19 protein-coding genes are annotated in these 19,913 nt (G+C 69.9%); 10 read left to right on the plus strand and 9 right to left on the minus strand.

The window, feature by feature from the left end; all coding sequences use genetic code 11:
* Positions 1 to 63: 63 nt before the first annotated feature.
* Positions 64 to 387, plus strand: coding sequence for a hypothetical protein (locus tag ACT53U_RS09195; protein WP_476154365.1), 324 nt, complete (start codon positions 64 to 66; stop codon positions 385 to 387).
* A 142-nt stretch (positions 388 to 529) separates the two neighbouring features.
* Here the strand turns inward: ACT53U_RS09195 and cysK are convergent, their stop codons facing one another.
* The 4 genes from cysK to ACT53U_RS09215 form a co-directional block, all read right to left on the minus strand.
* The gene (cysK, locus tag ACT53U_RS09200) at positions 530 to 1,489 is read right to left on the minus strand and encodes a cysteine synthase A (RefSeq protein WP_476154367.1); all 960 of its coding nucleotides are present in this window, start codon (positions 1,487 to 1,489) and stop codon (positions 530 to 532) included.
* Positions 1,490 to 1,700: 211 nt separating this feature from the next.
* Positions 1,701 to 2,159: a dUTP diphosphatase gene (gene dut / locus ACT53U_RS09205; protein ID WP_476154369.1), complete on the minus strand. Its 459-nt coding sequence runs from the start codon at positions 2,157 to 2,159 to the stop codon at positions 1,701 to 1,703.
* Positions 2,160 to 2,173: 14 nt separating this feature from the next.
* Positions 2,174 to 3,151 carry an iron exporter MbfA gene (mbfA, locus tag ACT53U_RS09210; RefSeq protein ID WP_476154371.1) on the minus strand — a complete coding sequence of 326 codons (978 nt, stop codon included), beginning with the start codon at positions 3,149 to 3,151 and terminating at the stop codon, positions 2,174 to 2,176.
* A gap of 125 nt (positions 3,152 to 3,276) precedes the next feature.
* Positions 3,277 to 4,026 carry an SDR family oxidoreductase gene (locus tag ACT53U_RS09215; protein ID WP_476154373.1) on the minus strand — a complete coding sequence of 250 codons (750 nt, stop codon included), beginning with the start codon at positions 4,024 to 4,026 and terminating at the stop codon, positions 3,277 to 3,279.
* 209 nt (positions 4,027 to 4,235) lie between these two features.
* Between ACT53U_RS09215 and ACT53U_RS09220 the strand changes: the two genes are divergently transcribed.
* Positions 4,236 to 5,357, plus strand: coding sequence for a TRAP transporter substrate-binding protein (locus ACT53U_RS09220; protein WP_476154374.1), 1,122 nt, complete (start codon positions 4,236 to 4,238; stop codon positions 5,355 to 5,357).
* Positions 5,358 to 5,458: 101 nt separating this feature from the next.
* On the opposite strand, the gene ACT53U_RS09225 is transcribed toward ACT53U_RS09220, so the two are convergent.
* Together ACT53U_RS09225 and ACT53U_RS09230 are read right to left on the minus strand one after the other, a co-directional pair.
* Entirely contained in the window at positions 5,459 to 5,980 is a 522-nt protein-coding gene (locus ACT53U_RS09225; protein ID WP_476154376.1) for a MarR family winged helix-turn-helix transcriptional regulator, read from the minus strand.
* A 148-nt stretch (positions 5,981 to 6,128) separates the two neighbouring features.
* Entirely contained in the window at positions 6,129 to 6,719 is a 591-nt protein-coding gene (locus ACT53U_RS09230) for an SH3 domain-containing protein (protein WP_476154378.1), read from the minus strand.
* 229 nt (positions 6,720 to 6,948) lie between these two features.
* Here ACT53U_RS09230 and ACT53U_RS09235 point away from each other — a divergent pair, with 229 nt between their 5' ends.
* The 4 genes from ACT53U_RS09235 (at position 6,949) to ACT53U_RS09250 (ending at position 9,577) form a co-directional block, all read left to right on the plus strand.
* Entirely contained in the window at positions 6,949 to 7,935 is a 987-nt protein-coding gene (locus ACT53U_RS09235) for a 2-hydroxyacid dehydrogenase (RefSeq protein WP_476154380.1), read from the plus strand.
* Between the two features lie 32 nt (positions 7,936 to 7,967).
* Complete coding sequence (locus ACT53U_RS09240; RefSeq protein WP_476154382.1) at positions 7,968 to 8,393, plus strand: hypothetical protein; 426 nt, start codon at positions 7,968 to 7,970, stop codon at positions 8,391 to 8,393.
* A gap of 46 nt (positions 8,394 to 8,439) precedes the next feature.
* The gene (locus ACT53U_RS09245) at positions 8,440 to 9,057 is read left to right on the plus strand and encodes a TetR family transcriptional regulator C-terminal domain-containing protein (RefSeq protein ID WP_476154384.1); all 618 of its coding nucleotides are present in this window, start codon (positions 8,440 to 8,442) and stop codon (positions 9,055 to 9,057) included.
* Positions 9,058 to 9,262: 205 nt separating this feature from the next.
* A complete protein-coding gene (locus tag ACT53U_RS09250) occupies positions 9,263 to 9,577 on the plus strand; it encodes an ArsR/SmtB family transcription factor (protein ID WP_476154386.1) in 315 nt (104 codons plus the stop codon).
* Positions 9,578 to 9,581: 4 nt separating this feature from the next.
* Here the strand turns inward: ACT53U_RS09250 and ACT53U_RS09255 are convergent, their stop codons facing one another.
* Positions 9,582 to 10,484 (minus strand): LysR family transcriptional regulator, encoded by a 903-nt coding sequence (locus ACT53U_RS09255; protein ID WP_476154388.1) that lies wholly within the window; start codon positions 10,482 to 10,484, stop codon positions 9,582 to 9,584.
* A 145-nt stretch (positions 10,485 to 10,629) separates the two neighbouring features.
* Between ACT53U_RS09255 and ACT53U_RS09260 the strand changes: the two genes are divergently transcribed.
* The 3 genes from ACT53U_RS09260 (at position 10,630) to ACT53U_RS09270 (ending at position 14,513) form a co-directional block, all read left to right on the plus strand.
* A complete protein-coding gene (locus tag ACT53U_RS09260; protein ID WP_476154390.1) occupies positions 10,630 to 12,126 on the plus strand; it encodes a CoA-acylating methylmalonate-semialdehyde dehydrogenase in 1,497 nt (498 codons plus the stop codon).
* A 427-nt stretch (positions 12,127 to 12,553) separates the two neighbouring features.
* A complete protein-coding gene (locus ACT53U_RS09265; protein ID WP_476154392.1) occupies positions 12,554 to 14,161 on the plus strand; it encodes a GMC family oxidoreductase in 1,608 nt (535 codons plus the stop codon).
* Positions 14,162 to 14,264: 103 nt separating this feature from the next.
* Positions 14,265 to 14,513 (plus strand): hypothetical protein, encoded by a 249-nt coding sequence (locus tag ACT53U_RS09270; RefSeq protein ID WP_476154393.1) that lies wholly within the window; start codon positions 14,265 to 14,267, stop codon positions 14,511 to 14,513.
* Here ACT53U_RS09270 and ACT53U_RS09275 read toward each other — a convergent pair.
* Positions 14,473 to 16,290, minus strand: coding sequence for an ABC transporter ATP-binding protein/permease (locus ACT53U_RS09275; protein ID WP_476154395.1), 1,818 nt, complete (start codon positions 16,288 to 16,290; stop codon positions 14,473 to 14,475). The genes ACT53U_RS09270 and ACT53U_RS09275 overlap by 41 nt on opposite strands.
* Positions 16,291 to 16,401: 111 nt before the next feature.
* Here ACT53U_RS09275 and ACT53U_RS09280 point away from each other — a divergent pair, with 111 nt between their 5' ends.
* Complete coding sequence (locus ACT53U_RS09280; RefSeq protein WP_476154397.1) at positions 16,402 to 18,582, plus strand: glycoside hydrolase family 3 N-terminal domain-containing protein; 2,181 nt, start codon at positions 16,402 to 16,404, stop codon at positions 18,580 to 18,582.
* Here the strand turns inward: ACT53U_RS09280 and ACT53U_RS09285 are convergent, their stop codons facing one another.
* Positions 18,583 to 19,812 (minus strand): multidrug effflux MFS transporter, encoded by a 1,230-nt coding sequence (locus tag ACT53U_RS09285; RefSeq protein WP_476154398.1) that lies wholly within the window; start codon positions 19,810 to 19,812, stop codon positions 18,583 to 18,585. It abuts the gene before it with no gap.
* Positions 19,813 to 19,913 lie beyond the last annotated feature (101 nt).

Below are 19,913 nucleotides of genomic sequence, written 5' to 3' on the forward strand. Positions count from 1 at the left end.
GCGACCTGACGGCGGGGCGACGCTCCGTCGCCCCGATCATCCATTCGGGGGCGAAGTGGATCGATGGACGATGTCACTTTCGGCATCACGCTGGCGGGGCGGTTCGACGACCTGACGCCGGCTGATCGCGAATTCCTGCAGTGGATCGCGCGCTTTGCCGAGAACCTGCGACTGCTTCCCGTCGAGGACGCCGGGTTCTTCGCCGAACCGGTGCTCGAGGAGATCGCACGCTTTCGTTCCCGTCTGCTCGCCGAGGGACGGAACGAGGAGCGCTCGCGGTTGCTGATCGGCGAGCTCGACCGCTTCGTCCGCGCCGTCGATCGCCTCATGTCGCCACCGCAGCGCCCGGTCGCCCTGCAGACGTCACCGTCCGACGAGAGCCTCTGAGGCACCGAGGCGGGCCCGACGAAGTCGAGGCCGCGACGCAGACGGCATCCGCGCCATCGAAGACAAAACGAAAGAGGCGACGGAGCGGGCCGCTCCGTCGCCTCGTGTCGTCGGTGGGGACGGGTGGGCGTCCCGTCTGCGCTCAGTCGAGCCCCTCGAACAGCACCGTCGAGAGATAGCGCTCGGCGAAGGACGGGATCACCACGACGATCTTCTTGCCGGTGTTCTCCGCCCGTGCGCCGACTTCCAGCGCCGCCTTCAGCGCCGCGCCCGACGAGATGCCGACCGGCACGCCCTCGAGACGGGCGACCTCGCGCGAGGTCGCCACCGCGTCTTCGTTGGAGACGGTGACGATCTCGTCGTAGACGTGGGTGTCGAGCACGCCCGGCACGAAGCCGGCGCCGATGCCCTGGATCTTGTGCGGGCCGGGCTGACCGCCGGAGAGGACCGGCGAAGCCGAAGGTTCGACCGCGACGATCTTCACGCCCGGCTTCTTCGCCTTCAGGACCTGGCCGACGCCGGTGATGGTGCCGCCGGTGCCGATGCCCGAGACGACGATGTCGACGCCACCGTCGGTGTCGTTCCAGATCTCTTCCGCGGTGGTGGCGCGGTGGATCGCCGGGTTGGCCGGGTTCTCGAACTGCTGCGGAATGACCGAGTTGGGGATCTCGGCCGAGAGTGCCTCGGCCTTGGCGACGGCGCCCTTCATGCCCTTCGGCCCTTCGGTCAGGACGAGTTCGGCGCCGAGGAACTTGAGGAGCTTGCGCCGCTCGATCGACATGGTCTCCGGCATGACGAGGATCAGGCGATAGCCGCGGGCGGCCGCCACGAAGGCGAGCGCGATGCCGGTGTTGCCCGAGGTCGGCTCGATCAGCGTGGTGCCTTCCTTGATCTTGCCCTCGGCCTCGAGCGCGTCGATCAGCGCCACGCCGATACGATCCTTGACCGAGGCGAGCGGGTTGAAGAACTCGAGCTTGGCGAGGATCTCGGCCTTCGCGCCGTACTTGGCGGCGAGCTTGTCGAGGCGCACCAGCGGCGTGTCGCCGACCGTCTCGGTGATCGAGGAATAGATGCGGCCGCGGCCGGGCTTCTTGTCGGACATGTCGGAACCTCGAACGATGGCGGGAGCGCCCGAGAGGAGCGCCATTGCCCGGACTCTAGCCGAGGACGCCCCGCCCCGACAGGCGTCGCCATGCCGAGTTGGCCATCACGATAGAAAAATTTTGCTCGCACATGGCGGCAAGGCGCAAAACGCGCCCCCTCGTCGTCGCTCGGCGGCCGGATCGCGAAAAGTCATTCCGGCAACGGGTGCCTCAGCGCCCGGTCGAGCCGAAGCCGCCGGCGCCGCGCGCCGTGTCGCCGACCGCGTCGACCGCGACCAGCTCGGCCCGCGTCACCGGCGCGGCGACGAACTGGGCGATGCGCTCGCCGCGCACGATGCGGAACGGCGCCTCGCCGAGGTTGACCAGGATCACCTTCACCTCGCCGCGATAGTCGGCATCGATCGTGCCCGGCGCGTTGAGGACGGTGACGCCGTGCTTCAGCGCCAGACCCGAGCGCGGCCTGACCTGCCCCTCGTGGCCCGACGGAATCTCGAGCACCAGACCGGTCGGCACCAGCGCGCGGGCACCCGGCGCCAGCACCATCTCCTCGCCCTCGGGAAGGGCCGCGACGAGGTCGAAGCCGGCGGCCTCCGCCGTCTGATAGGCCGGCAGGGCGAGGCCTTCGGCATGGGCGAGGCGCTGCACGCCGATGGTGATGGTTCGGGTCATGGAACGGGCTCTCGTCAGGCGCTGCCGATCAATATGCCGGTGAGGAACACCAGCGCGCCACCCACCACGATCTGGAATGCCGCACGCAGGAAGGGCGTGTCCATGTATTTCCAGCGGATCCAGGAAATCGCCCACAGTTCGACGATCACCAGCACCACGGCGACGGCGGTGGCGATCGCGAAGTCGGGGATGAGATAGGGCAGGGCGTGGCCGAGGCCGCCGATCATCGTCATCGCGCCCGAGGTCACGCCGCGGATCCACGGAGAGCCGCGGCCCGACAGCGCGCCGTCGTCGGAGAGCGCCTCGGCGAAGCCCATCGAAATGCCGGCGCCGATCGAGGCGGCGATGCCGACCAGGAAGGTCTCCCAGGTCGAATGGGTGGCGAAGGCGGCGGCGAAGAGCGGCGCCAGGGTCGACACCGATCCGTCCATCAGGCCGACCAGACCCGGCTGGATGTACTGCAACAGGAAGAGGCGCTGGGCCGCCTCGTTCTCCTCGGCCGTGACGTCGGCCGGGAGATGGGTGAGGCCGAGGCGATGGGCGAGCGACAGGTGTCCGCCCTCGGCCTCGGCGAGATCGCCGAGCAGCTTGCGCATGGCGGCGTCTTCGGTGCGCTTGGCGGCCTGCACGTAGAAGCGCCGCGAGGCGGCCTCCATCACCAGCGCTTCCTTGCGGATGGTCTCGAGGCTGAGATGCTTGGCGAGCCACGACGGCCGGCGATCGTAGAAGCCGGTGACGTTCTCGCGCCGGATCAGCGGGATGCGATCGCCGTACCGTTGCGTGAAGAGGTCGATCAGCCAGCGCCGATGGGTGTTCTCCTCTTCCGACATTTCGTCGAAGACGGCGGCCGACGCCGGATAGCGCTCGCGCAGCATGTCGGCATAGGCCTGATAGATGCGGCTGTCGTCCTCCTCCGCCGAGATCGCCAGCGCCAGGATCTCGCGCTCGTCGAGGTCGGAGAAGGGCCGCTTGCCGAAGCCGAAGATCGTCATGTCGTCCTCTCGCGGGCCGGCGACACGGTGTGTCGGTCCCGTTCGTCTGGATTGGAATCGTTCCAGACAAAATAGCAGAGGACGGCCGGGTCACCACCCCACCCGGCGCACGTCGGTGTCGCGCCTCACTTCACCGCGGCGTTGCCGCCGTCGACCCAGAGCGAGGAGCCGGCGACGAAGCTCGCCATCGGGCTCGCCAGGAACAGCGCGGCCTGCGCGATCTCCTGCGGCGCGGCGATGCGCTTCATCGCATGCAGCCCCGCCGCCCAGGCCTTGTTCACCGCATCGCCGGCCATCGGCGTGTCGGTGCCGCCGGGCAGCAGCGCGTTGGCGCGGATGCCGCGGGCGCCGTAGTCGGCGGTGATGCCCTTGACCAGACCGGCGAGCCCGGCCTTCGAGGCGGCATAGGCCGCCATGCCGGGCAGGCCGACGCTCGAGCCGACGAAGCTCGAGGTGAAGACGATCGAGCCGCCGCCGCGCGCCAGCATCGCCGGGATCTGGTGACGGGCGGCGAGAAAGGCCGCCGTCAGGTTGGTCTCGAGCGTCTCGTGCCATCGGGCGGGCGAGACGTCGGCGAGCGGAGCGAAGGGCCCGGACATGCCCGCATTGTCGAAGGCGACGTCGAGCCCGCCGAAATCCTCGATCGCGGTGGCGACGAGACGGGCGTGGAGCGCCTCGTCGCGGACGTCGCCGCAGACGAAGCTCGCCCGGCCGCCGGCCAGGCGGATCTCGTCGACGACGGTTTCGAGCGACGCCGCGTCGCGGGCCGACACGACGACCGCCGCGCCCTGCGCGGCGAAGAGCCGCGCGGCGGCCCGGCCGATGCCGGACGACGCGCCGGTGACGACGGCGACCTTGTTCTCGAGAAGCTGCATGGGGTCCTCCTGAGGCTGAGCTGCCCCCAGAAGACCGATGCGACCGCACCGCGGCCACCCGGTTTTCGACCGTACCCGTCGGATCGTCGCATCGCGGCGCTTCGTCCCCGTCGGACGGGTTGCCCGATCGGGGGTCTCACGACTACCTTGCGGCACGCTCGGGTGTAGGGTGCCGAGCCGACGGGCATGGAAGGCCTCGGGAGATCGCGATGACCAAGGATACGACGAAGAACACCGAAGCCGGCGTCGGACGCCGCAGCCTGCTCGGGCTGGGCGCCGCCGCGCTCGCCGGCGGCACGCTCGCCGCCCCGGCGATCGTCCGTGCCGACACCAAGCTCACCTGGAAGATGGTGACCTCCTGGCCGAAGAACTCGCCCGGCGTCGGCGTCAATGCCCAGCGTCTCGCCGATTCGATCACCGCCATGTCGGGCGGCCGCCTGACGGTCCAGCTCTTCGCCGCCGGCGAACTGGTGCCGCCCTTCGAGTGCTTCGACGCCGTCTCCTCCGGCGCCGCCGAGATGGCGCATGCCTCGCCCTATTTCTGGCAGGGCAAGGACAAGGCCTTCCACTTCTTCACCGGCGTGCCCTTCGGCCTCTTCGCCAACGAGCACATGGGCTGGATCTGGTACGGCGGCGGTCAGGCGCTGTGGGAGAAGGCCTATGCGCCCTTCGGCGTCCAGCCCTTCTACTGCGGATCGTCGGGCCCGCAGGCCGGCGGCTGGTTCCGCAAGGAGATCAAGACGGTCGACGACTTCAAGGGCCTCAAGATGCGCATCGCCGGCCTCGGCGGCGAGGTGCTGCGCCGGCTCGGCGTCAACGTCGTGCTGCTGCCGCCGGGCGAGGTGTTCCAGGCGATGCAGTCGGGCACGATCGACGCGGCCGAGTGGATCGGCCCGTGGAACGATCTCGCCTTCGGCCTCTTCCGCGTCGCCAAGAACTACTACATGCCGTCCTTCTTCGAGTTCGGCCCGGCGCTGGAGCTGATGGTCAACAAGAAGCTCTACGACGAGCTGCCGCAGGACCTGAAGGACATCGTCAAGCGCGCCGCCTTCGCCTCCGCCGCCGAGAGCTACGCCGACTTCAGCTATCACAACGTGACCTCGCTGAAGCCGCTGCTGGAGAAGGAGGGCGTCCAGGTCCGCACCCTCTCCGACGACATCGTCAAGGTGCTGGCCAAGGAGACGGTCGCGGTGATGCAGGAGATCGCCGCCGCCTCGCCGATGGCCAAGGAGACCTACGAGAGCTTCGAGGCCTATCGCAAGCAGTGCGTGACCTATGCCCGCGTGATGGATCTCGCCGCCTACAAGATGCGCGACGTCGGCGAAGATTGAGATCGCGCCACAGATCGCGAAGACACGACGGGCGCCCTCGGGCGCCCGTTTCGCGTTTCGGCGGTTTCGAAGAAGAGCCGGCCCCCGAACCTCGGGCGGCGTCACGCCCCCGGCGCGGCCGGCGGCAGGGCGGCGGCGGTGCGGGCGACCGGGCAACCGGCCTTGCGGCAGCCGTCGCGTTCGCAGGACCGGCAGGTGCGCTCGGCGCCGTCGGAATCGAGCACGCTCGCCTCGAGCAGGCGGTCGAGGATCGGTCCGAGCGCGGCGCGTTCGGCCTCGTCGAGGCTCGCGAGCAGGCCGTCGACCACCGAAAGACGACGCTCCTGGAACTGTGCGGCGCGGCGCTTGCCGCGTGCCGTCGCCTCGACCTTGACCTCGCGGCCCTTGCGCGACAGGCGCCGCACCAGCCAGTCCTTCTCCAGCCGATCGATCAGCCGGACGGTGGCGGAATGGGTGAGGCCGATGGTCTTCGCCACCTGCTGGATGGCCAGCGGACCTTCCTGTCGGATGGCCTGCAGGGCCGCGACGGCGCTCGCCGACAGCTCGTCCGTGTCGGCATGGACGGCGTCGTCGATGGCGGTCGCGAGAGCTGCGAGACGGTTGGCGAGAACGGTTTCCGGCATGGGCACAATGCATGGCATGCCGGGCCGACGGGAGCAACGGTCGATTCGGTGGAGGGAGCGCGAAAAAACGGCGCCGACATGGCGAATCGCCGATTTGATCGACGCGTGGTGAACACGACCCTTCGAGAGCGCGACGCGCCCGCCTTCCTCAACGGAAGACTTCGTCCGGATAGGCCCCCCAGACGCGACCCTGTTCGATCCATCCCCTGGCACCCGAGGCCTGGATTCGGCACCACCGGCCCGTGCATTCGGCGACGTCGACCAGAACGCCGGGACCGATCTGGGCGACGATCGGCGCGCTCGCTTCCGCCGCCTGACGGATCGGCGTGGTGCCCGTCTTCTCCCAGGGGGCGACGAGGGCGGTCCGTTTGCCCGAGAGCAGGGTCTTCTGCACCCAGCCCTCGGCGCCCTCGCTGTCGCGGATGCGCAACCAGACGTCGAACTCCTGCGTGATCTCGACGGGCACGCCCGGTTTGACGAAGGTCCAGGCGACGTCGTGATCGCGGCTCGGCCCCATGCGGACGTTGACCGGGCTCGACTTGGTCGAGGCGAAACGCGGCAGCGGCAGGCCGCTCGGACCGATCTGCTGCGACTGGGCCGACGCGCCGTCGGCGAGCACGAGGGAACCGGCCAGCGCCACGGCGGCGGCGACCGTCGCCGCACCGAGGGCGCGACGGGTCCGCGCTGCCGTCTCGCGCCAGGACCGCGACGAAAGGTAGGTTCCACGACGAATTGTCATTTGCGAGGCTTCTGATAGAGAGAACGAAGGACCCGACGTTCGTCGCCGAGTGTGGGAGCGTCGCGGTTAACGAGCCATCAACGATCGGCGACGATGTTCGCCGGCACGATGGTCGCGGGAACGATGGTCGTGGACGATCGAGGTTCGAGTGCGACGGCCTCGTCGCCGGGTCGAACCCGCGTCCGACGACCACCAGAAGAACCGAAAATCGGGCGGGAGCGTGAGTACCATGACGAAGAGCAAACCCTCGGTGATCGTCACCCGCCGGCTGCCCGACGTCATCGAGACGCGGATGCGCGAACTCTTCGACGCCCGCCTCAACGTCGAGGACCGCCCCTTCACCCAGGCCGAACTGGTCGAGGCGGTGAAGACCTGCGAAGTGCTGGTCCCGACCGTGACCGACACGATCGACGCCGCCGTCATCTCGCAGGCCGGTCCGCAGCTGCGCCTCATCGCCAATTATGGCAATGGTGTCGACAACATCGACGTGCAGACCGCGCTCAACCGCGGCATCACCGTCACCAACACCCCCGGCGTCCTCACCGAGGACACCGCCGACATGACGATGGCGCTGATTCTCGCCGTGCCGCGCCGTATGGCCGAGGGCATCGCGGTGATGGAATCGGGCGAATGGGGCGGCTGGTCGCCGACCTGGATGCTCGGCCGCCGCATCAACGGCAAGCGCCTCGGCATCATCGGCATGGGCCGCATCGGCCAGGCCGTCGCCCGCCGCGCCAGGGCCTTCGGCATGTCGATCCACTATCACAACCGGCGTCGCCTGCCGTCCTCGGTCGAGGAGGGGCTGGACGCGACCTGGTGGGAGAGCCTGGACCAGATGCTCGCCCGCATGGACGTCGTCTCGATCCACTGCCCGCACACGCCGGCGACCTATCACCTGCTCTCCGCCCGCCGCCTCAAGCTGCTGCGCCCCGACGCCTACGTGGTCAACACCGCCCGCGGCGAGGTGATCGACGAGAACGCCCTCGCCCGCATGTTGGATGCCGGCGAACTCGCCGGTGCCGGTCTCGACGTGTTCGAGCACGAGCCGGCGGTGAACCCCAAGCTCGCCCGTTCCAGCCGCGTCGTGCTGCTGCCGCACCTCGGTTCGGCGACCCTCGAGGGCCGCATCGACATGGGCGAGCGGGTGATCATCAACATCAAGACCTATCAGGACGGCCATCGCCCGCCCGATCGCGTCCTGCCCTCGATGCTCTGAGGTCGGTCGTCCGACCTCGCCCGGAGAAGCCGATGCGCCGCGCCGTTCAGATGTCTCTCGCCCCGCTCGCCTTCGTCGTCGCCGCGACGGTGGCCGCCGCGCCCGCCGTCGCCCAGCCCAAGCCGCCGCAGACCGACTTCTCCGGCCTGCCGGAGAAGCTCTCGGGCGACGAGATCAAGGCGAACTGGTTCGACGGCCGCAAGGTGCTCGCCGTCTCGCCCGACGGCACCCAGTTCGAGATCGTCTTCACGCCCGACGGCAAGTCGAGCCGCACCCAGATCGGCGCCAAGCGCCCCAAGGTCACGACCGGCTTCTGGCGGGTGATCGCCGAGGGCTACTGCTCGCGCTGGACCGGCAACAATCGCGAGAAGTGCTTCAACGTGCGCAAGAGCCCGGAAGGCAACGACGTCGTCGTGCGCTTCGGGCAGCAGGTCGTGGCCACCTGGCGGCGCCCCTGAGGCCCGCCGGTCCGCGCAGCGCAACCGCAGGGGGGAGGGCGCGCCGATGGCGGAACATCGACCGAAATATCGTCGGGCTCTGCCCGAGGACCGTCGCGACGATCTCGTGGCGGCAACGCTGCGCTGCCTCGCCAAATGGGGCCATGCCGGCGTCTCGGTACGCCGCATCGCGGTCGAGGCGGGCGTCTCCGCCGGCCTCGTCAACCACCATTTCGACGGCATCGAGGCTCTGGTCGCCGCCGCCTACGAGAAGGTCTCGCGCGACGTCATGGCGTCGATCCTCGCCCGTCTCGAGCCGGTGACGGGTGCGCGTGCCCGTCTCTCCGCCTTCATCGCGGCGAGCTTCTCGCCCGAGGTGCTGGACCCGGCGCTGCTGCGGGTCTGGGTGGTGTTCTGGTCGCTGCTGCCGCACGCCGACGTGCTGAAGGCGATCCAGAAACGCACCTGGGTCGACTACCGCCGCACCCTCGAGGTCGAGCTCGCCGCCTGCGTGCCGTCGGGCCGCACGCTCGACGTCGAGCGCGTCGCGCTCGGGCTCGCCGCGCTGATGGACGGCCTGTGGCTGCAGTGGTGCCTCGATCCCGGCTGCTATGCCGCCGAGGTCGGGGTGGCGCTGGCGGAGCGCTTCGTCGACGACGCGCTGCTGGCCGCTTCTCGAGGCTGACACCGTCGAAGGGCGGCTTTTTTCGAGAGACCGTTGCCGTTTCGAGGCTTCTTCGCTTCGTTCACGGAACGGCGAAGCTTGCAACCCGCGAAGTGCTTTGGCACATTCGCCACGAATTCGGCCGCGCCTTTCGGGGCGCGATCGCCGCGTCGGCCTCCGGGCGGGCTCTCCGCCCCGCCGGGGTGCCGGGAAGGAACGTCGTCCGATGGACATCGCGCAACTGGAAGCCAACGCCGAACGAGCCGCCTCTCTCCTGAAGTCGATGGGCAGTCCGCGTCGCCTGCTGATTCTGTGTCAGCTGGTGGAGGGCGAGAAGTCGGTCGGCGAACTCGAGAAGTCGGTCGGCCTGTCGCAGTCGGCCCTGTCGCAGCACCTCGCCGTGCTGCGTCACAAGGGCTACGTCTCGACCCGCCGCGCCGGCCAGATGATCTACTATTCGCTGCACGGCGACGAGGCCCGCACCATCCTGACCTCGCTGCACGGCCTCTACTGCCGCGCAGACTGCGGCCCCGGCGTCTGATCTCTCACGCCGCGCCGAACCAGTCTCCCGCAGCGGCGATCTCCTCGCGCACGAATCGCACCACGGCACGCACCCGCGCGCTGTCGGCGATGTCGCCGTGGGTGAAGAGCCAGTAGCTGCGGGTCAGCCGCACGTCGTCGGCAAGCACGGGCACGAGCCCCGGCCGTCCCCGCGCCATGAAGTTCGGCAGCACGCAGATGCCGTGTCCCGCCTCGGTGATGGCGCGCTGGGTGACCAGCGACGAGGTCTGGATCCGCGCCTCGAGCCCCTGCAGCACGTCGTCGAGATAGTCGAGGCCGCGGGTGAAGAGCAGGTCGTCGACATAGCCGACGAAGACGTGACCGGCGAGATCGGCCCGCCGGTGGATCGCCGGCCGGCCGGCGAGATAGGCGGGCGAGGCCCACAGGCCGAGGCGATAGTCGGTCAGCCGCTCGGTGACGAAACGGTTCTCCTTCGGCGGCTCGATGCCGATCGCCACGTCGCCCTCGCGCCGCGACAGCGCGACGATCTGCTGGATCATCACCAGTTCGACCCGGAGACGGGGATGCTGGGCGACGAATCGGCCGATGCGCGGGGCGAGAAAGAAGTTGCCGAAACCCTCGAGCGTGTTGATCCTGAGCGTGCCGGTGATGCCGGCCTCGGGACGTCCGAGCCCTTCGGTCGCCGCCTCCGCCTCCGCCGCCATCGCCTCGGCATGGGCGACGAGGCGTTCGCCCGACAGCGTCGGCAGATAGCCCTGGGGCGTGCGCTCGAAGAGCTTCGCCCCGATCGCCGCCTCGAGGGCGGAGATCCGTCGCGACACGGTGGCATGGTCGGTGCCGAGCCGCCGCGCCGCGCCGGTCAGCGTGCCGACCTGGGCCACGGCGAGGAAATAGCGCAGGTCGTTCCAGTCGAATCCGCGTCGCATGTCGTCACCACTCGCCCGCGCCCCGGCGGTTCCGTATGGGCATTTTGCCACGGGGCATGAGCGTGATGATCTCTGGATGTGGCGATTTGTCCATCCTACTCTCCGCCACCACGAAACAAGCCCACCAAACGGGAGGAAGCACTCGATGCGCACTTACGGTCACTTCGCGGGCGGCAAGCCGATCGCCGGAACCTCCGGCCGCACCGCGCCGGTCTTCCAGCCGATGACGGGCGAACAGATCGCCACCGTCTCGCTCGCCACCGCCGCCGAGGTCCGCGCCGTCGTCGAGAACGCCAAGGCCGCCCAGCCCGAATGGGCCGCGGTCAACCCGCAGCGCCGCGCCCGCGTGCTGATGAAGTTCCTCGATCTCTGCAACGCCCGCGCCGACCAGATCGCCGACCTGCTCGCCCGCGAGCACGGCAAGACCGTGCCCGACGCCCGCGGCGACCTGCAGCGCGGCCTCGAGGTGGTCGAGGTGGCGATCGGCGCCCCGCACATGCTGAAGGGCGAGTTCACCTCCGACGCCGGCCCCGGCATCGACCTCTATTCGATGCGCCAGCCGCTCGGCGTCGTCGCCGGCATCTCGCCGTTCAACTTCCCCGCCATGATCCCGCTGTGGATGTGCGGCCCCGCGATCGCCGCCGGCAACGCCTTCGTGATGAAGCCGTCCGAGCGCGACCCCGGCGTGCCGATGATGATCGCCGAGCTGTGGATCGAGGCGGGCCTGCCGGCCGGCATCTTCAACGTCGTCAACGGCGACAAGGAAGCGGTCGACGCCGTCCTCGACGATCCCGACATCAAGGCGGTCTCCTTCGTCGGCTCGACCCCGATCGCCCAGTACGTCTATGCCCGCGCCACCGCCAACGGCAAACGCGCCCAGTGCTTCGGCGGCGCCAAGAACCACATGGTGGTGATGCCCGACGCCGACCTGGACAAGGCCGTCGACGCGCTCATCGGCGCCGGCTACGGCTCGGCCGGCGAGCGCTGCATGGCGATCTCGGTCGCGGTCCCGGTCGGTGCCGGCACCGCCGAGCGCCTGCTCGACAAGCTGGTGCCGCGGGTCGAGAGCCTGAAGATCGGCCCCTCGACCGATCCGTCGGCCGACTTCGGCCCGGTCGTCACCGCCGCCCATCTCGCCAAGGTGAGGGCCTATGTCGACACCGGCGTGAAGGAGGGTGCGAAGCTCCTCGTCGACGGCCGCGGCTTCAAGATGCAGGGCTACGAGAACGGCTTCTACATGGGCGGCTGTCTCTTCGACCACGTCACCACCGACATGACGATCTACAAGGAAGAGATCTTCGGACCGGTCCTGTCGATCGTCCGCGCAGGCACGTACGAAGACGCGCTCGGCATGATCAACGCCCACGAATACGGCAACGGCACCGCGATCTTCACCCAGGACGGCGACGCGGCGCGCGACTTCGCGGCGCGTGTCGAGGTCGGCATGGTCGGCATCAACGTGCCGATCCCGGTGCCGCTCTCCTACTACACCTTCGGCGGCTGGAAGCGCTCGTCCTTCGGCGACCTCAACCAGCACGGCGCCGACGGTTTCCGCTTCTGGACCAAGACCAAGACGGTGACCTCGCGCTGGCCCTCCGGCATCCGCGCCGGCGCCGACTTCGCCATCCCGACGATGAAGTGAGGCGGACCGTCCCGTCGAGTTCGCTCCTGTTCGGCTTCACCCTGAGGTGCGAGCGGAGCGAGCCTCGAAGGGCGAAGCCGTCGCGAGGCCGTGCCACTCGGCCCTTCGCCCTTCGAGGCCCGACTGCGTCGGGCACCTCAGGATGAAGGGCCTCCGCTTGCGGTGAGCGACCGGCCGGATCGGCACGAACCGACCCCTCCCCTCAGGGGAGGGGCAGGGGTGGGGTGTATGCAGGGCGGAGGAGGTCCCGCGTGCTCCATCCCGAAATGACGACGGGCCCTGGCGTCCGTCACCGACACGCGATCTGCGATGCCCAACCCCACCCCCGACCCCTCCCTTGAGGGGAGGGGGATCGCCTTCGCGACAATGGTCGACCCGGACCGAGGAGACGGTCCGGCAATCGACGCGCGACCTTCGGGAGGAACCGATGGAAACCTACGACTACGTGATCGTCGGCGGTGGCTCCGCCGGCTGCGTCCTCGCCAATCGGCTGTCGTCGGACCCCGACGTCCGCGTCTGCCTGCTCGAGGCGGGCGGCAAGGACGACTGGATCTGGTTCCACATCCCCGTCGGTTATCTCTTCGCCATCGGCAATCCACGCGCCGACTGGTGCTTCCAGACCGAGCCCGATCCGGGGCTGAACGGCCGCTCGCTGAAGTACCCGCGAGGCAAGGTGCTCGGCGGTTCCTCGGCGATCAACGCCATGCTCTACCTGCGCGGCCAGAAGGCCGACTACGAGCGCTGGCGCGCCTCCGGCCTCGAGGGCTGGGGCTGGGACGACGTCTTCCCGGTCTTCAAGGGACACGAGGACCATTTCCTCGGCGCCTCGGCGAACCACGGGGCGGGCGGCGAATGGCGGGTCGACCAGGCGCGCATGCGCTGGGAGATCCTCGACGCCTTCGCCGATGCGGCGGAAGCGTGCGGCATCCCGAAGGTCGCCGACTTCAACGGCGGCGACAACGAAGGCTCGGCCTATTTCCAGGTCAACCAGAAGCGCGGCCGACGCTGGTCGGCGGCCCACGGCTTTCTGAAGCCGGCGAAGGACCGCCCCAACCTCACCGTGATCACCGGCGCGCTCGCCGACCGCGTTCTCTTCGAGGGCACGCGGGCGAGCGGCGTCGCCTATCGCCGCGACGGCCGCGAGGAACGGGTCGGCGCGTCGCGCGAAGTCGTGCTCTCGGCCGGTGCCGTCGCCTCGCCGGCGATCCTCGAGCGCTCCGGCGTCGGCGATCCCGCGAGGCTTTCCGAACTCGGCGTGCCGCTGGTCGCGAACCTCCCCGGCGTCGGCGAGAACCTGCAGGATCACCTGCAGCTCAGGACGATCTTCCGCGTCGAAGGCACCCGCACCCTCAACACGATGTATCCGAAGCTCCTCCAGCGCGCCTGGATGGGGATCGAATACGCCCTCTTCCGCCGTGGCCCGATGGCGATGGCGCCCTCCCAGTTCGGCGCCTTCACCCGCTCGTCGCCCGACCACGCGACGCCCAACGTCGAGTTCCACATCCAGCCGCTGTCGCTCGACCGGTTCGGCGAGCCGATGCATCCGTTCGGCGCCTTCACCGTGTCGGTGTGCAACCTGCGCCCGACCGCGCGCGGCTCGATCCATGCCCGCTCGACCGACCCGGCGGCGGCACCGGCGATCCGGCCGAACTACCTCTCGACCGACGAGGACCGCCGCGTCGCGATCGATTCGATCCGCCTCGCCCGCCGCGTCGTCGAGGCCCCGGCGCTCGCCCGTTTCCGCCCGACCGCGCATCTGCCGGACGCACGGCTCGTCACCGACGCGGAGCTGGCGAAGGCCGCCGGCGACATCGGCACGACGATCTTCCACCCCGTCGGCACCGCCAAGATGGGCGTCGACGGCGATCCGACCGCGGTGACGGATGCCCGTCTCCGCGTGCGCGGCGTCACCGGGCTCCGTGTGGTCGATGCCTCGGTGATGCCGACGATCGTCTCCGGCAACACCAATTCGCCGACGATCATGATCGCCGACAAGGGTGCCGCGATGATCCGCGAGGACCGCCGCGGCGGCTGAGCGGGGGACATGTTCCCCCCGTCACGACGGGTTGGGCGAACCGTCATGCGGATGGCATCGAAGTCTGGTCGAAGGAGCGCGCCATGAAGTTGCGGAGCGCCCCATGTTCGACCGCTACCTGATCGAGATCGACGACGTCGAAGCGGGCATTCTCGTCCTCGAGGGCGAGTCCTATGCCTTCCACGCATTGGCCGGCCGCTTCCGCGCCTTCGAGGGCGCGCGCTTCTCCGACCCCTGGTCGGCCGAACGCGCCCTGCGGCGGCAGGCGCAACGCCCCGGCCGCGCCGACGAGCGTCGCGGCGCCCCAGGCCTCACCGGCCGGTCGCCGACGCGGGACCGTTCCGCGTCCTGAGGCCGTTCTTGACGCGCCGCCCGTTGCCGCGCCGTTCGAGCGTCAGCGTGCGGCCGAAGAACGGATCGTCGTCGGCCGCCTTGACCAGGGCCACCACCGACAGGGTCTCGCGGGCGGTGAGAAGGCCGAAGACCCGCCGCTGCGCCTTGGCCGACAGCGCCGAAGTGGCGTCCTCCATGATCACCCAGTCCGGGGCATGGAGCAGCGCGCGGGCGAAGGCGAGCAGCTGCTGTTCGTCGATGGCGAGATCGCGATCCCAGCGCAGCGTCTCGTCGAGGCACGCCGTCAGCCGATGCAGCCCGACGGCGTCGAGCATCGCCGTCGCGTCGCCGTCGGCGACCGTGTCGCTCTGATCGGGATAGGCGAGCGCCGCACGCAGCGTGCCGATCGGGAAATAGGGCCGCTCCGGCAGGAAGATCATCCGCCCGCGCGGCGGATGGCGGATCGTGCCCTGACCGCGCGACCAGAGCCCGGCGATGGCGAGGAACAGCGTGTTCTTACCGGTGCCGGCGTCGCCGACGATCTGCACCCGCTCGCCGCGTTCGATCGCGACGTCCGGCGTGGCGAAGCCGGAGCGGCCGACGGGGAGTTTCAGCTCGAAGCCCTCGAAGCGGATGCCGTCGGTGGCGTCCTCGATACAGTCGAAATGACCGTCGGCGCCCTGCGGCCGGTCGAGCGCGGCGAGTGCCTCGTGCAGCGCCTCGACGCGGCCGAGCGTCGCCCGCCAGTCGGCGATGCGCGAGAAGTTGTCCACGAACCAGCGCAGCGACGACTGCACCTGGTTGAACGAGTTGACCACCATCATCAGCCCGCCGAGCGACATGGCGCCGGAGAAATAGCCGGGCGAGGCGACGATCACCGGCACGACGAGGGCGAGCCAGCCGTAGCCGGAGGTGACCCAGGTGAGGCGGGCGAGGTCGTCGACCAGCCGCCGCATGGCGCCGAGTACCCGGTCGAACAGCATGTCGATCGAACGCCGCTCGTCCACCTCGCCGCCGTAGAGGGTGATGCCTTCCGCCTGTTCGCCGATGCGGACGAGGGCGAAGCGCATGTCGGCCTCGCGGGCGTAGCGGGCGGCATTGTCGCCGACCATCGGCCGGCCGACGAGGAAGGTCAGCGCCGAACCGGCGAGCGCGAAGGCGATGGCGCACCACACCATGTAGCCGGGGATGCCGACGAGCTTGCCGTCGATCTCGAACTTGACCTGTTCCGACAGCACCCAGAGGACGCCGATGAAGGAGACGAGCAGCAGCGTCGCCTGCACCAGGCTGGCACCGAGGTCGGCAGTGAGCTCTGCGAGGTGTCGCGTGTCCTCGTGGATGCGCTGGTCGGGGTTGGCGCCCACTTCGCCGGCGAAGGTGAGGAGCCAGGAGTGGTTGGCGGTCAGCCATTCGTCGAGCAGATGCCGCGTCAGCCAGGAGCGGATCTGCACCTTGATCATCTCGACGCCCCAGGTCTGGAACACCACGAGGACGAGCAGCGTGCCGGCGATCTCGAGGAAGTGCAGCGCCTCGGAGACGAAGCCCGGCCAGTCGCGCCGCTCCAGCGCGTCGTAGAACAGGCCCTGCCAGTCGTTGAGTTTGATCTGCATGAGGTTGTTGGAGACGATCATCGCCACCACGCCCAGCACCAGCCAGGCGAGCGCCTTGCGCTCCGGCGCGCCGCGCATGCGGCGAATCACCTGCGCGACCTGCACGAAGGTCCCGCCATGGGGCAGGAGCGGCGCGCCGAAGAGCGGGGTCTCCTTGTTCTCGGCGGTCCCTGCGGGTTCTGACATGGGCGGTTTCCGACGGATTGCCAGTGGCTCGAAGCGGATCTTACATGGTGCTTCGACGATCATATCCGCGGCGAGGCGTCCCGTCCCGCCCATGAGACGAAGGCACGAGACATGTCCCGGATCCGCTCGCTTCTCACCGCAATGACCCTCGAGGAGAAGGTCGGCCAGCTGGTGATGGAATCGCTCGGCGCCGAGACCATCGTCACCGGCCCGAAGGCGGCGACCGAGCCGACGGTCGAAGATGTCCGCGCCGGCCGCTTCGGCTCGGTTCTGAACCTCGTCGGGGTCGAGCGCATTCACGCGCTGCAGAAGGTGGCGGTGGAGGAGAGCCGGCTGAAGATCCCGCTGCTCTTCGGCCTCGACGTCATCCACGGCTACCTCTCCGCCGCCCCGGCGCCGCTCGGCGAGGCGGCGTCCTTCCGCCCCGATCTCTGGGCGAAGACCGCCCGTGTCGCCGCCGAGGAGGCGACCGACGCCGGCCTGGCGTTGACCTTCGCGCCGATGCTCGACGTCGCCCGCGATCCCCGTTGGGGCCGCATCGTCGAGGGGCCGGGCGAAGACCCGGTCGTCGGCCGTGCCATGGCACGCGCCAAGGTCGCGGGCTTTCAAGGCGCCGACACCGCCGCGCCGTCTTCGCTCGCCGCCACGGCCAAGCACTTCGCCGCCTATGGTGCCTCGATCGCCGGGCGCGACTACGCCTCGGTCGAGCTCTCCGACCGCACGCTGCACGAGGTCTATCTGCCGGCCTTCGAGGCGGCGGTGAAGGCCGGTTGCATCGCCATCATGCCGGCCTTCGTCGACATCGCCGGCCGCCCCATGTCGGGCGATCGCGGCTGGCTCACCGACCTCGTCCGCACCCGCTGGGGCTTCGACGGCATCTACGTCTCCGACTACGACGCGATCGGCGAGCTGATCGCCCACGGCGTCGCCGCCGACCCGGTCGAGGCCGCCGCCATCGCGCTGAAGGCCGGTATGGACCTCGACATGATGAGCGGCGCCTACCACGCCGGCATCCCGGTCGCGCTCGAGCGCGGCCTGATCACCATGGCCGACGTCGACGCCGCCGTGCTGCGCGTCCTCGCGGTCAAGGAACGCCTCGGCCTCTTCGACGACCCCTACGGTCGCGGCCGGCCGGAGAACCTCGCCCGCTCGACCCGGCTCGAGCGCCGCGCCGCGGTGCGCGAGGCGGCGGAGGCGACGCTGACGCTGCTGACCAACCGCAACGACGTGCTGCCGCTGGCGGCGACCGGCGGGCCGATCGCGCTGATCGGTCCCTTCGGCGACGAACGCATGCAGATGCTCGGCTCGTGGTACGGGCTCGGCGATCAGGACGAGATCGTCACGCTGCGCCCCGGCATCGAGGCGGCCTTCCCCGATCGCGAGATCCGCATCGCCCGCGGCTGCAATCCCGACGCCGCCGACGACGATACCGAGGACCGCCGGCTGATCGCGGAAGCCGTCGCGACGGCCAGCGAGGCCGAGGTCGTCGTGCTGCTGCTCGGCGAACCGGGCGAGATCACCGGCGAGGCGGCGAGCCGCGCCGAACCGCGCCTGACCGGCCGCCAGCGCGACCTCGCCGAGGCGATCCTGGCGCTCGGCAAGCCGACGGTCTGCGTGCTGACCTGCGGCCGACCGCTCATCGAGAAGGATCTGCTCGAGCGCATCGACGCGACGCTGGTCGCCTGGTTCCCGGGCTCGGAGGGCGGCCACGCCGTCGGCGCGGTGCTTTCGGGGAAACGCTCGCCCTCGGGGCGGCTGCCGGTCTCCTGGCCGATCGACGTCGGCCAGATCCCGGTCTTCTACGCCGCGCGCCCCTCGGGGCGGCCCTTCGTCGCCGGCGAGCACTTCACCACGCAGTATCTCGACATCCCCAACGCGCCGCAGTTCGTCTTCGGCCACGGCCTGTCCTACGCCCGCTTCGCGCTCGACGAGCCGGTTGCGTCGGCGCCGACCTTCGGGGAGGGCGAGGGGGTGACGATCTCGACGCGGGTGACGAACGAAGGGAAGGTCGCGGCCTCGACCACCGTCTTCCTCTTCCTGCGCGACGTCGTCGCCTCGACTTCGCGGCCGATCATCGAGCTGCGCCGCTTCGAGACGGTCGATCTCGCTCCGTCCGAGAGCCGCGACATCGCCTTCGCGCTGGAGCCGACCGACTTCGCCGTGCTCGACGCGGCGCTGGAGCCGGTGGTCGAGCCGGGCGTCTTCGAGCTCTCCGTCGGCTTCTCGGCCGACCGCACGGTGCTGAAGACGGTACGGGTCGAGGCGGTGGGGACGGGTCCGCTGGTGGCCTGATCAGGCCGTCGGCGGCGCCTTCTGCACCGGCAGGAAGACCGAGCCGGTGAAGGCGAGGGCCGAGATCGTCATGATCACCAGCGTCGCCGTGCCGCCGCCGAGCGAGGCGGCGACGACCGCGAAGCTCATGCCGCCGACCTGCTGGGCGATGCCGAGCCAGGCCGAGGCCTGACCGGCCATCTCCGGGAAGGGCCGCATGCCGATCGCCGTCGCCATCGGTTGGGCGAGGCCCCAGCCGACGTAATAGGGGAAGAGCGCGAGCATCAGCCCCCACCAGTGCACGTCGCCGGCGACGACCAGCGCCAGCGGCACGGCGGTGCCGAGGATCATCGTCGCGGCGGCGATGCGCAGCACGTGGCGCGGCAGCAGGGTGCGGGTGAGCCGCATGGCGATCATGCCGCCGGCGAGGAAGCCGATCGCCCCGGCGGTATAGACCCACGAGGCCTCGACCTTGGTGTAGCCGAGCTTGCCCACCATCAGGAAGGCCGAGGTGGTCAGCCACGAATAGAGCGCGCCGTAGCCGGTGCCGAGCGCCAGACAACCGACGACGAAGGCGCGGGTACGGATGCAATGCCGCAGCGCCTTCACGATCGTCACCCGTTCCGCTCCGTGGACATGCGTCGGCCGCGTCTCCGGCAGGCGCAGGAGGAGCGCGACGAGCAGCACCACGGCGTAGATCGCCAGCGTGCCGAGCGCGCCGCGCCAGCCGAAATGGCCGGCGGCGAAGGTGCCGACGAAGGGGGCGGCGAGCGGCGCCACGGCGAAGAGCGCACCGACCTTGGAGAGCGCCCGCCCGGCGTTCTCCGGTGTGACCGTGTCGCGGATCAGCGTGCGGGCGACGATCGGCCCGGCGGCCGCTGCGGCACCCTGGACGAGGCGAGCGGCGACCAGCGTGTCGAGGTTCGGCGACAGGATCGCCGCGATCGCTGCGACGAGATAGATCGTGATGCCGCCGATCGCCACCGGTCGCCGGCCCCACAGGTCGGCGAGACGGCCGACGAAGAGATGGGCCAGCGCAAAGCCGAAGGTGAAGGCCAGCATCGTGCGCTGCACGCCCGCCACTTCGACGCCGAAGTCGCGGCCGAGATCGACCATGGCGGTCAGATAGACGTCGGTCGAGAAGGGCAGGATGCCGAGGAGGCCCGCAGCCACGTGGGTGATGGTCGGCGAGGCGCCGTCGGCGGTCGGACGGGCGGCCGGCGGCAGGTCGGGACGGTGGTGCGCGGTCATCGGTCACTCGGGGAGAAGGCGGCGCCGGACGGTGCCGTCCCTTCCCTGATAGCCGCTTTCACGCCCGCGCGCACCGGCCGATCGCCTGCCGCGACGGTTGT

This window comes from Pinisolibacter sp. DMC19, from assembly GCF_056313985.1.